The following is a 13,316-nucleotide window of genomic DNA, read 5'->3' as shown; positions in this document are numbered from 1 at the left end:
CCTTATATGCTAATTGCCATCTGATATGGAAGTACTACCTGAGTAGTATAGTAAAAATACTATACGTTTTTCATCTTGCACTAAATGGATACAGCCCTGCTAGTAAGGCGCGTATATGCTTGGCGTCCGCTACAAGGAGCTGCGATGACCTCAACCCCCGTTCGATTACACAGTTGGTTGCGCCTGCAATGTGAGGGCGTGCCTCTGGCTGCCCGTGCCGACTCATTGTGCCGCGCGTTTCAGGACTGTCCCGAAGTGCGTCAGGCGGTGTATTTGAGTTGGCAGCCACAGGCGCGAATTTATAGCCATGAAGGCGCCGCTCAGCATTTGCCACCGGGTCTGGGAGACCCATTGTTGGCCAGTGACCAGTTATTATTCGAGCGTCTGGCCGACGAAGGGCGGCTCGATCTGGATCAGGTCCGTCAACTCGATTGCTGGCTGTCTGGCCGTCTGCGCCGTGCGGCTATCAGCTATGGCCAGGTATTTGATCTGGCGCTGGAGCCGGGGCAGGCGGGGCTGCTGTTGGTGGAAGTGTGCGAAGGGGTGAGCCTGGACTGGCTGGGCTGGGTGCAGGATCTGCTGACGACACTGCTGAGTACCGTCAACGGGGTGCTGCGTGGCTCGCCGCTACTGGGCCATGACCCGCAACCGAGTCTGCTGCTGGATGCGCAGGGTCGGCCGCTGGAGTTGAATGCGGCTCTGTTGGCATTGCTCGCCGAGCGGCCTTTGACCGACGTGTCGGGTTTTTTGCCGGTAAACCAACAGGTGCTGGTCCGCGCCTGTCTCGAACAGCAGCGTGCCATTGAAGGGGTCGAGGCACAGTTTGAAGAGCGAATATTGATCTGGACATTTATTCCCGACTTACAGGAAAACCGCGTGTTGGCACGCTGTCGGGAAGCTACCGCGCAAGTGTTGGCGGAACGTGAGGCAGCCAAGGCGCGGCGGTTGTACAGGTTGATTATCGAGAACACCACTGATCTTATTTCCCGGCACACACCGGAGGGATACTTTCTCGACGCCTCGCCGGCTTCCTGGACCTTGCTCGGGTATTGGCCTGAAGAGTTGCGTGGGCTGCCTGCCCACGGTCTATTCCATGCCCAGAATCTGGCCAGTCTGGTGCAGCGCGCGCGGGACGCCCTGGAGCAGGATGGTTATCACACCATGACGTACCGCATCCGCCACCGTGCCGGGCATTACCTTTGGTTCGAGACCGCCTGCCGTGCGATTCGAGAGACTTACACCGGTACGGTGGTCGAGGTAGTCAGCGTTTCGCGTGACATCACCTCTCGGGTCGAGGCTGAAGAGAACAAGCGAAGACTGGCTGAAGTGGTAGAGGCCAATACTGACCCGGTCCTGTTTATCGATCCGAGTGGTCAGGTCACTTACCTCAACCCTGCTGCACGACGTATTTTGCGTCTGGGCGAGCAGCAGCCGATGCCGGCCCTGAGCGAGTTCTTTGCCAGCGATGACCTGGAGCGTCTGCAACGGGAGGGCTGGAGCACCGCCGAGCGCGACGGTTCCTGGAACCTGGAAACACGGCTTCAGCCACCCAGCGGCGGCCCTTCGGTGCCAGTATCGCTGGTGCTCCTGGCTCACCGGCCGGCCGGGGGCGAGCGTTATTACTCACTGGTAGCGCGGGACATGACCGAGCGTGAGCTGCGCGACGTGCAACAGCGTCACCACCAAGACGAACTCGCGCACACCGCGCGTTTGGTGACACTGGGTGAGCTGGCCTCGGGCATTGCCCACGAAATCAACCAGCCGTTGGCGGCGGTGGTCAACTATGCCAATGCCAGCCAGCGTTATTTACAGGCACTGGGTACCAACCCTCAGGCTGCCGAACGGGTAGCCCAGGGTCTGGAACGGATTACCCTGCACGCCAATCACGCGTCGGAAGTGATCAAGCGTCTGCGCGCCTTCCTGCGCAAGGGCCAGCGGCGTATGCAGGCCCTTGATGTCGCCGAGGTCGCTCGGGAGGCGGTGCGCATGTGTGCGTGGGAGGCGAGCAATTGCCAAGTGACTATCGAGGAGCAACTGCCGGATAATCTGCCGCCCGTTTATGCCGACCGGGTACTGCTGGAGCAAGTGCTGCTCAATCTGCTGCGCAATGCCATCGACGCCAATCGTGAGTCTCATCGGGGGCAGCCTTCGATGATTGTGCTCGCTGCGGACCTGGCCAGTGACGGGCGGGTGGAGATCAGTGTGCACGACCAGGGCCCAGGCGTGAGCGAGGCCGAGCTGGAGAAGATATTCACCCCTTTTTACACCAGCAAAGTCGATGGGCTGGGGCTGGGGCTGTCCATGAGTCGCAGCATTATTGAAGGTTTCGGCGGTGAATTGCAGGCCCGGCGCGTATCGGTCGGACTACTGATGCGCTGCTACTTGCCGCTTGTTGGTCCCCTAAAAATAATATCAGGAGTGAATGAATGACGAGTGTCGCGGAGCAGGTGGTCTATGTGGTCGATGACGATCAGGGCATGCTCGACTCGACCGTCTGGTTGCTGGAGTCGGTGGGCCTCAAAGCACTGCCGTTTACCAGTGGCCTCGCTTTCCTGGACGCGTGTGACGCCCAACTCAACGCCTGCGTGCTGCTGGATGTGCGCATGCCCGGCATGGGCGGGTTGAATGTGCAGGAAGAAATGCGCGCGCGTGAACTGAACCTGCCGGTCATTTTCGTCAGTGGCCATGCAGACGTGCCGATTGTGGTGCGCGCATTCAAAGCCGGCGCTCATGACTTTATCGAAAAACCATACAACGAACAGTTGTTGCTGGACAGTGTGCAGCAGGCCTTGGGCAGCTTCGATGCAAGCCGCTCCGGCAGCCAGGGTCATGCACAATTGCAGGCGCGCTTGCTCACGCTGACGCCCCGCGAGCGCGATGTGTTGCTGCCGTTGGTGCAGGGTTACACCACCCGCGAAATCGCCGAGCAACTGGGTGTGAGCGCAAAAACTGTGGATCTGTACCGGTCTCGGGTCATGAAGCGCATGCAGGCCGACCACCTGCCAGATCTGGTGGGCATGGCCATAGTGGCCGGGATCGTGGACCCGCTGAAGCTGCGTTGAGCGCAGAACTCTTGACTCAGGACAGGACGCTATCGTGCCTGGGGAGAGATCCTGTATTTGTTTTTGCGGGCGGCACCACCCGTCGTGGGCCACGTGAAATTCTGCCGACCTGAACCCGAGAAGACCATGAGCTATCCCATCCTGCTGACCCTGCACCTGTTCGCTGCTCTGATCTTCATTGGCACGGTGTTTTTCGAAGTGTTGATCCTCGAGAGCGTCCTCAAGAAGATACCGGCCAAGGCGATGATTCTGGTCGAGCGAGGCATTGCTCTGCGCGCTCGAAAGCTGATGCCATGGGTCTTGCTGACGCTGTTCGGCGCCGGGCTGGGCATGGTCTGGCAGCGCTATTTGCCACTTCTGGCCACGCCGCTGGCGTCTTCTTTCGGTACCTTGCTTGCGCTGAAAATTCTGCTTGCCATCAGCGTATTGGGGCACTTTCTCACGGCCATGTTTTTGCTGAGAAGCGGGCGTATGAATGCACGTTACTCGCGCGTTATTCATATCAGTCTGTTCTGCCACATGGTCGGGATCGTGATCCTGGCCAAGGCAATGTTCTATTGGCAGGGCTGATCGTCTTGCGCACGGTTACGATGGACTGACGCACAGGTTCAGCGGGACAGCAGGCCGTGCTCCATCGCGTATTTAACCAGACCTGCCGGTTTGTCGACCTTGAGCTTGCGCCTGATGCTCAAACGATGGGTTTCGACCGTGCGCACGCTGATAGCAAGTTCCCGGGCAATAGTCTTGTTGTTCAAACCCTGCGCCAGACCGATGAGCACTTGGCTTTCCCTCGGAGTGAGTTCGGTTTCATCTGGTTTCCTGGTGGCCAGTTTGAGGGCCACTTCGGCGCTGTAAAACGTCCCGCCTGTGGCGATCGCCTCGATGGCCGCAATGATTTCCTTTGAGGGGGCGTTTTTCAGTACATAACCACTGGCGCCTGCTCGAATGGAGGTCGCGATGTACTCATGGTTGTCATACATGCTCAGAATGAGGATTTTGATGTCCGGGTACTGAATGCGCAGCAGTCGTGTCAGTTCCAGGCCATTCATGTCTTTCAAACCGATGTCGACCAGCAGAATGTCGGGTGAAACACGGCCGCAAAGATCGAGTGCCTGGGCCCCATTCTCGGCCTCGCCGACCACGTCGAAGGAAGGCCGGACACCCAGCAATGCGCGTATGCCATCACGCACTAAAGAGTGATCGTCCACCAACGCAATACGGATGGGGTATGAGGTGTTCATGATCGCGCTCTGGTTGTTTTCAGGGTTGTTTTTGGCTTGTTGTTATGAGCACTACGCGAGTGAGCGAAGGCGGGTGGGGAGGGTAATGATCAATTCACTTCTGCCAGGGATCGACGACAGACTGAAGTGGCCGTTGAAGTGATCGACGCGCTCGCGAATGTTGCGCAAGCCGATCCCACCGTGGATCTCTTCAAGCCGATTGATATTGAACCCGACGCCATCATCGCATACCGATAGCCTGACCTGGGCCGGATCACCCTCCAGATCAATGTATACGTTATTGGCTTTGGCGTGACGTTCGATGTTGGTCAGCGCCTCCTGCAGGATCCTGAAAAGTGCCACGGGGGCGCCATCGACCAGTTGGACGTCGCCGAGGTTGTTTTCATAGTGAAGGGTCAAACCGCTTCGCAGTTCGAACTCTGTCACCAACTGGGCGACGGCGGCGGCCAGCCCCAGCGTGTCAAGCAACGAAGGGCGAAGATCATGAGAAATGCTCCGAACTTCGCCGATTGCATCCGCAAGCCGACCTATTCCTTGACGAAGGATGTCCTGGCCTTTTTCGCGTCCGGCCTCGAGTTCAAGGGCGGCCAGTTCAAACTGAAATTTGATTGAAACCAACACCTGGCTGATGCCGTCGTGCAGTTCACGCGAGAGCCGTGATCGCTCTTCTTCTTGAAGACTCACAATGCGTTGAGTCAAACCTTGCAGCTTTTTATCGGCTAGACGATGTTCGCTGGCGTTCAAGGTCAGCCCGCACGCAAAGACCAGCAACACGGCGACGAGGGCTACGACACCAATAGCGAGCATGGTGGTATAGATGCCTCGGGCGACTTCTTCGCGAGCCTGATGGGTGGCGCGCTCGACGTCCTCAAGATAAATCCCGGTGCCGAGCATCCAGCCCCAGCGGTCGAGCATCACGACGTACGCCAGTTTGTCGGTGACCTGTCCGGTCGAGGGCTTTTCCCATGCGTAATGTTGAAACCCGTCGCCGGACTGCGCGCTTTTTAGTAACGCCTGAATCACCGGTAACCCATGGGGGTCGGTCATGCTCCACAAGTCTTGGCCCACCAGCGCGGCCTGACGGGGGTGCATCAGACTGCGGCCGTTATGGTCATAGACGAAGAAATAGCCGTTGATGCCAAAACTTAGCTTTGCCAGCTCATCAAGGACTTTTTGCTTGGTTTGCTCATCGTCCCGACCGCTCTCATACACCGGGGCAAGCGCGCTCATCGCCATTTCTACGTAGTTTTTCAGCTCCGCACGTTTACTGGCCAGAATACTGTCTTCAATCAGCTGCGCCTGCTGTTCACCCAGACGCTGGTTTTGGAATATGACCAGCGCGCTGATGACCCCAACGGCCAATATCAGGGGCAGGATGCCGAGGGCGACGATTTTGTATTTGAGTTGCATGACGAGTGAAATCCAGGCTGACGGGTTTGCCTAAAGAGGGCTAGACACCGATTGTCGAACGACTTGATGGCACATGGTAGCCGCGTAAGGCGGCAATTGACCCGCGTAGTTCTACGTAGAAGTCTTAGTAGTACTGCGGATGTTTATACCCGCGTAGTGCGCGGATAGTAGTTAAGCCCTTTTTTACGGGGCATAACAATAACAACTATCGCCGCAGGGCTACGTTCCTCGGCAGGAGACCCACAATGACTCGACTGACCAAACATCTTGCTTGGTTCGCCGTTGCCTGCTTGGGGGCAATTGCATTGGGTGTCGTCGCGCTGCGCCGCGGTGAAGCCATCAACGCACTCTGGATCGTGGTCGCCGCCGTGGCGATTTATCTGGTTGCCTACCGTTATTACAGCCTGTTCATCGCCACCAAAGTGATGCAGCTGGACCCTAATCGCGCCACCCCTGCGGTCGTCAATAACGATGGTCTGGACTATGTGCCGACCAACAAACATATCCTTTTTGGTCACCACTTTGCCGCCATCGCTGGCGCCGGCCCTCTGGTCGGCCCGGTGCTTGCGGCGCAGATGGGGTATCTGCCCGGTACGCTCTGGCTGATTGCCGGGGTGGTGTTCGCCGGTGCGGTGCAGGATTTCATGATTCTGTTCCTGTCCACCCGGCGCAACGGTCGCTCCCTGGGCGAGATGGTGCGTGAAGAAATGGGCCGTGTGCCCGGCACCATTGCCTTGTTCGGTTGCTTCCTGATCATGATCATCATCCTTGCGGTGTTGGCGCTGATCGTGGTTAAAGCGTTGGCGGACAGCCCATGGGGCATGTTCACGGTGCTGGCGACGATCCCGCTTGCGATGTTCATGGGCGTCTACATGCGCTACATCCGTCCGGGTCGCATTGGCGAAATCTCGCTGATCGGTGTGATTTTGCTGCTGGCGTCGATCTGGACCGGCGGGCAGATTGCTGCGGACCCGGTCTGGTCCAAGGCCTTCACCTTCACCGGCATACAAATCACCTGGATGCTGGTCGGTTACGGCTTCGTCGCGGCGGTATTGCCGGTCTGGCTGTTGTTGGCACCCCGGGATTACCTGTCGACGTTCCTGAAAATCGGCACCATCGTTGCGTTGGCAATTGGCATCCTGATCATTGCGCCTGAGCTGAAAATGCCCGCGCTGACTCAGTTCACCGACGGCACCGGTCCGGTTTGGAAAGGCGCGCTGTTCCCCTTCCTATTCATCACCATTGCCTGCGGTGCGGTGTCCGGGTTCCACTCGTTGATCGCGTCGGGTACCACGCCGAAGCTGCTCGACAGTGAAGCCAACTCCCGTTACATCGGCTACGGCGCGATGCTCATGGAGTCCTTCGTGGCGATCATGGCCATGGTGGCGGCTTCGGTGATTGATCCGGGCGTGTATTTCGCGATGAACAGCCCTGCAGCGATTGTCGGCAGCGACGCGGTCACGGTTGCGCAAACCGTCAGCAGTTGGGGCTTTGCCATCACTCCAGACGCGCTGATTGCGGTGGCTAAAGACATCGGTGAAACCACTGTGCTGGCCCGTGCTGGCGGTGCGCCGACCCTGGCGGTCGGTATCGCGCAGATACTGCACCAGGTACTGCCGGGCAAAGACACCATGGCGTTCTGGTACCACTTCGCGATTCTGTTCGAGGCGCTGTTCATCCTCACCGCCGTGGATGCGGGGACCCGAGCCGGTCGTTTCATGCTCCAGGATTTGCTGGGTACCTTTGTACCGGCGCTTAAACGTACTGAATCCTGGACTGCCAACCTGATCGCGACTGGCGGTTGCGTCGCGATGTGGGGCTACTTGCTTTATCAAGGCGTGATCGACCCGTTGGGCGGGATCAACACCTTGTGGCCGCTGTTCGGCATCTCCAACCAGATGCTGGCCGGTATCGCGCTGATGCTCGCGACCGTCGTGCTGATCAAAATGAAGCGCCAACGCTACATATGGGTCACCCTGCTGCCAGCGGTGTGGCTGCTGATCTGCACCACCATGGCCGGCTACATCAAGCTGTTCGATCCGAGCCCGGCGGTTGGCTTTCTGGCTTTGGCGACCAAGTACCGCACGGCGCTGGATGCGGGTCAGGTATTGGCCCCGGCCAAGACTATCGATCAGATGCAGCACGTGATTTTCAACGCGTACACCAACGCTACCCTGACTGCGCTGTTCCTGTTCGTGGTGTTCAGCATCCTGTTCTATGCGATCAAGGTCGGTGTGGCGGCGTGGGGCACCAAAGAGCGTACGGATAAAGAAGCGCCATTCCAGGCGCTGCCAGACGCACGATGAGCCTGGGTTTCAACGGAGGAGCTGCCTATGTTCAATGACCTGAGTCGACTCGGGAAATACCTCGGCCAGGCCGCCCGCCTGATGGTGGGCATGCCTGACTACGATAATTACGTCGAGCATATGCAGATCACCCACCCCGATAAGCCGGTGATGACCTACGAAGCGTTCTTTCGTGAACGTCAGGAGGCGCGTTACGGCGGCGGCAACGGGCAGTCTCCCCGCTGCTGTTGATCGTCTGTCTTGATAGAGCAACGCGCCACGCCTTGTCGTGGCGCGTTGCGTTTGGGCACAAACCGAGGCCTGCGTTTAGTCTTGGCCAACGCTACAAACATCCCGCAGACGATAGTGGACCCGGTGCAACGCCGCGAGCAGTCCGGTTTTTGGAGGCGGGCGGTTCACTGACCCAGATCAACCGACGCAAAATTCAGCCTGTTATAAATATCAGCCTATGCTGCACATGAAATTCGGGTTTCGGGTCGACAAAAGGGGTGAGGTTTGCCCCGTTAATGGCGTTGACGTTTAGAAAGTGCCAGCCCCGGTTGACGTGCCGACAGGGAGCCCAATGTGATGGTTTACGCCTTAGCTGAGGAGTGACATTAAGTGAAAGCTCTCGTTTATCAAGGTCCTGGCCAGAAATCCTGGGAGGACAAAGCAAACCCTATCATCGAAAAGCCTACTGATGCTGTTGTGCGAATCCTGCACACCACCATCTGCGGTACTGATCTGCACATCCTTAAAGGTGATGTTCCTGCCGTCACAAAAGGACGGACGCTGGGCCATGAGGGCGTGGGCGTCGTGGAGGCGGTTGGTTCGGCTGTCCGTAACTTCAAGAAGGGCGATCACGTACTGATTTCGTGTGTCACCTCATGCGGCAGTTGCGCCAACTGTAAGCGTCAGCTGTATTCGCACTGTGCTGATGGCGGCTGGATTCTCGGCCACTTGATTGACGGTACCCAGGCACAACAGGTACGCATTCCGCACGCAGACAACAGCCTGTACCCGATTCCTGCTGGCGCCGATGAAGAAGCGTTGGTGATGTTGAGCGATATTTTGCCCACCGGTTTTGAGATCGGTGTGCTGTCGGGCAAGGTCAAACCGGGCGATTCAGTCGTCATCGTGGGCGCGGGTCCGGTCGGATTGGCGGCATTGCTCACTGCCCAGTTTTATTCTCCTGCCACCCTGATTGTGGTGGATGCCGATCCAAATCGGCTCGAAGTTGCCAAGCGATTCGGCGCCACTCACACCATTGACATCAACGTGGAGAATGCTGTCGATCGAATCTTCGCATTGACCGATGGGGTGGGTGTGGATGTTGCCATCGAAGCCGTGGGCATTCCTGCCTCCTTCGATACCTGTCAGCAAGTGATTGCTCCGGGCGGGCATATTGCCAACGTGGGTGTGCATGGCAAAAGTGTCGAGCTGCACCTGGAAAAACTGTGGATTCAAAACATCAATATCTCCACCGGCCTAGTCAACACCAATACCACGCCGATGTTATTGAAAACGGTGCAATCCGGAAAAATCGAGCCGGGCCAGCTCATCACTCATCGCTTCAAACTAGACAACATTCTTGAGGCATATGAGGTGTTTGCCAACGCGGCCAAAGAAAAGGCTATAAAAGTGATTCTGTCTCAATAAAGCGTCTTCGATCACTGCCCGATACTAAGGAAATCGTATGGATGATCAGGCACGCGTCTCATTGGGCCCGTCCACCGAGGGCTTGTTGCTTGTGATGAACGCAGGTTCTTCAAGCATCAAGTTTTCCATCTACCCATCCAGGCTGGATGATCAAGGGCAGCCCGTGGCCCGCGGTCATGGCAGCCTGGAGAGGCAGGGCAACGTATACTGGTTACGCTTTCGCGAGGTCGCCAGTGACGTGAATGTCGAGGAGCAGTGGCCGCAGACGGATGAGTCGGTCACCGACGAGACGTTGGGTCGTTTGGTTGAATGGATCGAACGCTACACCGGTGACACGCTGGCTGCCGCGGGCCACCGAATCGTTCACGGAGGCGAACGAAAGCAGGTCGCCGCCTTGATCGATGCGACGGTATTGAGCGAAATGGAAGCGCTGATACCGATCGCACCCTTGCATCAGCCTCTGTGTCTGGCCCCGGTGCGGTACTTGGCGCGCGAACACCCTCGACTGCCGCAAGTGGCGTGTTTCGATACTGCGTTTCACCACTCTCTGGATCGCCTGGAAACACTGTATGGACTGCCTCGTGCCTTGAGCGAGGAGGGCATACGTCGTTATGGGTTCCACGGTCTTTCCTACGAATACATTGCTAGTGTCTTGCCGGGCTACGATTCGCGTGCGGCGGCGGGTCGGACCATCGTCGCCCACCTCGGTAATGGCGCAAGTTTGTGTGCCTTGCACGGGGGACTCAGCCGCGCCACCAGCATGGGTTTTACCACGCTGGACGGCATCCTTATGGGCACTCGCCCAGGCCATCTGGATCCCGGCATCCTGCTGTACCTCTTGCGCGAGCGAGGCATGACGGTCCAGGCGCTTGAGCATTTGCTTTATCACGAGTGTGGTGTGTTAGGCGTCTCTGGCGGAATTTCCAGCGACATGCGTGAACTGTCTGCCAGCCAAGCCCCTGAAGCCAAAGAGGCCATTGATGTCTATGTGCGTACCATCGTGCGCGAAATAGGGGCGTTTTCTGCCGTATTGGGCGGGCTTGACGCGCTGGTATTTACCGGCGGCATTGGCGAACACGCGGTCGCCGTGCGAGCCGCCATTCTAAAGGGCTGCGCCTGGCTTGGGCTGGACATGGATGAACCTGCAAACCAAAAGCACGGCCCTCGCCTGTCGCACCCTGACAGCCGGGTGGCAGCTTGGGTAATTCCCACCGATGAAGACAACGTAATTGCACGTCATACCTTGCAATTGCTGCACGCCAGCGCCGAATTCCGGGCGGCAAATAAGAAAACTGAAAGTTATTGAATTAACCACTCCCTGTACGTTCCATTCCTGAGTTGCCGAGCGGTTGTCTGTCAGCCCGCGGATACGAATGGATTGACAACACAACGGTATAAGGAGAAAGCGATGAAGCAGTTGAAAGTGGCTTCCAGCGTTGCTGCACAGGCCTGTTTTCTGACCTCGCGACAGGTTGTGGGTTTTGATCAAACCGATTTGACCGACATTGCCGCCGCCGTTCTCACGACGGAAGACGTGCGCAATGGAATGATCGAGGTGATTAGTAATTCCGGGTTCGATATTCCTGTTTTTTTTGCAGTTACCGCGCAGGACAAGTTCTCTCGTAACACGCTCCCCGGCATTGAAGATGTGTTATTACAGATCAGTGGCGTATTCGATTTGGGCAGTGACAAGGCCGAGTTCTATGGCGACAAGCTGGAAACCGCTGCCCGGCGGTATGAGGACAATCTGCTTCCCCCCTTTTTCGGTGCACTCAAACGCTATGAGGAGCGTGGCAACTCAACGTTTGCTTGCCCAGGGCACCAAGGCGGACAGTTCTTTCGCAAGCACCCTGCCGGGCGTCAGTTCTTTGAGTTTTTTGGGGAGACGCTGTTTCGCTCCGACCGCTGTAACGCCGATGTGGAGATGGGGGATCTGTTGATCCACGAAGGCGTGGCGCTGGCCGCCCAACAACGTGCGGCTCAGATTTACAACGCGGATAAAACTTACTTTGTCCTCAATGGCACCTCGGCGTCGAACAAGGTCGTGACCAATGCGCTGCTGACGCCTGGGGATGTGGTGCTGTTCGATCGAAATAACCACAAGTCGGTGCATCAAGGCGCTTTATTCCAGGCGGGCGCCACGCCGCTTTATCTGGAAACAGCACGCAACCCCTACGGCTTTATCGGCGGTATCGACGCGCACTGTTTTGACGAAACGTACCTGCGTGAGCGTCTGCAGGAAATCACGCCCGAAAAAGCCGCTGCACCAAGGCCGTTCCGGCTGGCGGTGATTCAGTTGGGGACCTACGACGGTACGATTTATAACGCCCGTCAGGTAGTCGACAAGATAGGCCATCTCTGCGACTACATTCTGTTCGACTCGGCATGGGTGGGCTATGAGCAATTCATTCCCATGATGCGCGACTGTTCGCCAATGTTGCTGGAGCTGGGTCCTGATGACCCCGGCATTTTTGTGACGCAATCGATTCACAAACAACAGGCCGGTTTCTCTCAAGCATCGCAAATCCACAAAAAAGACCGTCACATTAAAGGGCAGGATCGCTACTGCAATCACCATCGCCTGAATAACTCGTTCATGGCGCAGGCGTCGACCAGTCCGTTCTATCCACTGTTTGCCTCGCTCGATGTCAATGCCCGCATGCACAGCGGCCGCAGCGGCCTGCGTTTGTGGAGCGAGTGCGTACGCGCCGGTATTGAGGCGCGCAAAATGGTGATGGACAACTGCACATTGATCAGGCCGTTCGTGCCGCCGACTATCGATGGCAAATACTGGCAGGATTATTCCACCGACGAGATTGCCAGCAACCTCAAGTTTTTCATGTTTCACCCCGATGAACGCTGGCATGCGTTCGAAGGGTATAACGAGCAGCAATACTTCATTGACCCGTGCAAGTTGTTGTTCACCACGCCGGGCATTGATGCAGTCACCGGCCAATACACAAGCTTCGGGATCCATGCCGGTATCCTGGCGACCTTCCTGCGTCAGAACGGGATCGTGCCGGAAAAAAGCGACCTGAACTCGATTCTGTTTCTGCTTACGCCCGCCGAAGACAAGGCCAAGATGCACCACTTGGTGGCTCAGATAGCCCGGTTCGAGCGGTTTATCAAAGACGACGCGCCGTTGAGCAGCGTATTGCCCGGTATTTATGCCGCGCACGAAGCCCGTTATAAAGACTACACCATCGTTCAGTTGTGTCAGGAAATGCACAACCTGTATGCGCAGCATGACGTCAAACAGTTGCAGAAAGAGATGTTCCGGCAGTCGCACATGCCCGCAATCGCAATGGGCCCGCGCGACGCCAACCTGGAGTTCATCCGTGGCAACGTTGAGCTCATTCCTCTGGAAAGTGCGCAAGGGCGTATCGCCACGGAGGGCGCGTTGCCGTATCCGCCAGGTGTGCTGTGCGTGGTGCCCGGTGAGGTCTGGGACGGTGCGGCGCTGAAGTACTTCCTCGCACTCCAAGACGCTATCAATCAGTTCCCGGGGTTCACCCCGGAATTGCAGGGCGTGTACCTGAAACAAGAAGACGATGGCCGCCTGCGGGCTTATGGCTACGTGCTCAAGCAGTAACGACTCATCACCGTGGACGCCCACCAACCGGTGAGGCGTATCGATTAAACATGTCGTCGTTTCGGGC

General features: G+C 57.4%; 10 protein-coding genes. 8 read left to right on the top strand and 2 right to left on the bottom strand.

The window, feature by feature from the left end; all coding sequences use genetic code 11:
- The first annotated feature begins 144 nt into the window (after window positions 1-144).
- The 3 genes from ACVBEG_RS12610 (at window position 145) to ACVBEG_RS12600 (ending at window position 3,632) form a co-directional block, all read left to right on the top strand.
- Window positions 145-2,430: a PAS domain-containing sensor histidine kinase gene (locus ACVBEG_RS12610; protein ID WP_322216639.1), complete on the top strand. Its 2,286-nt coding sequence runs from the start codon at window positions 145-147 to the stop codon at window positions 2,428-2,430.
- Window positions 2,427-3,062, top strand: a complete 636-nt coding sequence (locus ACVBEG_RS12605; RefSeq protein WP_219059954.1) for a response regulator transcription factor — start codon at window positions 2,427-2,429, stop codon at window positions 3,060-3,062. The genes ACVBEG_RS12610 and ACVBEG_RS12605 overlap by 4 nt, the downstream gene beginning before the upstream one ends.
- A 126-nt stretch (window positions 3,063-3,188) precedes the next feature.
- A complete protein-coding gene (locus ACVBEG_RS12600; RefSeq protein WP_322178947.1) occupies window positions 3,189-3,632 on the top strand; it encodes a CopD family copper resistance protein in 444 nt (147 codons plus the stop codon).
- 38 nt (window positions 3,633-3,670) lie between these two features.
- Here the strand turns inward: ACVBEG_RS12600 and ACVBEG_RS12595 are convergent, their stop codons facing one another.
- Entirely contained in the window at window positions 3,671-4,303 is a 633-nt protein-coding gene (locus ACVBEG_RS12595) for a response regulator transcription factor (RefSeq protein ID WP_322178948.1), read from the bottom strand.
- Between the two features lie 51 nt (window positions 4,304-4,354).
- Window positions 4,355-5,713 carry a cache domain-containing protein gene (locus ACVBEG_RS12590; RefSeq protein ID WP_322178949.1) on the bottom strand — a complete coding sequence of 453 codons (1,359 nt, stop codon included), beginning with the start codon at window positions 5,711-5,713 and terminating at the stop codon, window positions 4,355-4,357.
- A gap of 245 nt (window positions 5,714-5,958) precedes the next feature.
- Between ACVBEG_RS12590 and ACVBEG_RS12585 the strand changes: the two genes are divergently transcribed.
- The 5 genes from ACVBEG_RS12585 (at window position 5,959) to ACVBEG_RS12565 (ending at window position 13,249) form a co-directional block, all read left to right on the top strand.
- Window positions 5,959-8,019, top strand: a complete 2,061-nt coding sequence (locus ACVBEG_RS12585) for a carbon starvation CstA family protein (protein WP_322178950.1) — start codon at window positions 5,959-5,961, stop codon at window positions 8,017-8,019.
- Window positions 8,020-8,046: 27 nt separating this feature from the next.
- Window positions 8,047-8,250, top strand: a complete 204-nt coding sequence (locus ACVBEG_RS12580) for a YbdD/YjiX family protein (RefSeq protein WP_322178951.1) — start codon at window positions 8,047-8,049, stop codon at window positions 8,248-8,250.
- A 369-nt stretch (window positions 8,251-8,619) separates the two neighbouring features.
- Window positions 8,620-9,657 carry a zinc-dependent alcohol dehydrogenase family protein gene (locus tag ACVBEG_RS12575; RefSeq protein WP_322178952.1) on the top strand — a complete coding sequence of 346 codons (1,038 nt, stop codon included), beginning with the start codon at window positions 8,620-8,622 and terminating at the stop codon, window positions 9,655-9,657.
- 37 nt (window positions 9,658-9,694) lie between these two features.
- Window positions 9,695-10,963, top strand: coding sequence for an acetate/propionate family kinase (locus ACVBEG_RS12570; protein ID WP_447107781.1), 1,269 nt, complete (start codon window positions 9,695-9,697; stop codon window positions 10,961-10,963).
- Window positions 10,964-11,065: 102 nt separating this feature from the next.
- On the top strand, window positions 11,066-13,249 hold the full coding sequence (locus ACVBEG_RS12565) for an ornithine decarboxylase (protein WP_447107780.1): 2,184 nt from the start codon (window positions 11,066-11,068) through the stop codon (window positions 13,247-13,249).
- Window positions 13,250-13,316 lie beyond the last annotated feature (67 nt).

The sequence above is a fragment of the Pseudomonas sp. GG8 genome, from assembly GCF_052976945.1.
Note: the sequence above shows the minus strand (reverse complement) of the source record. Positions and strands in the feature narration are given on the sequence as shown.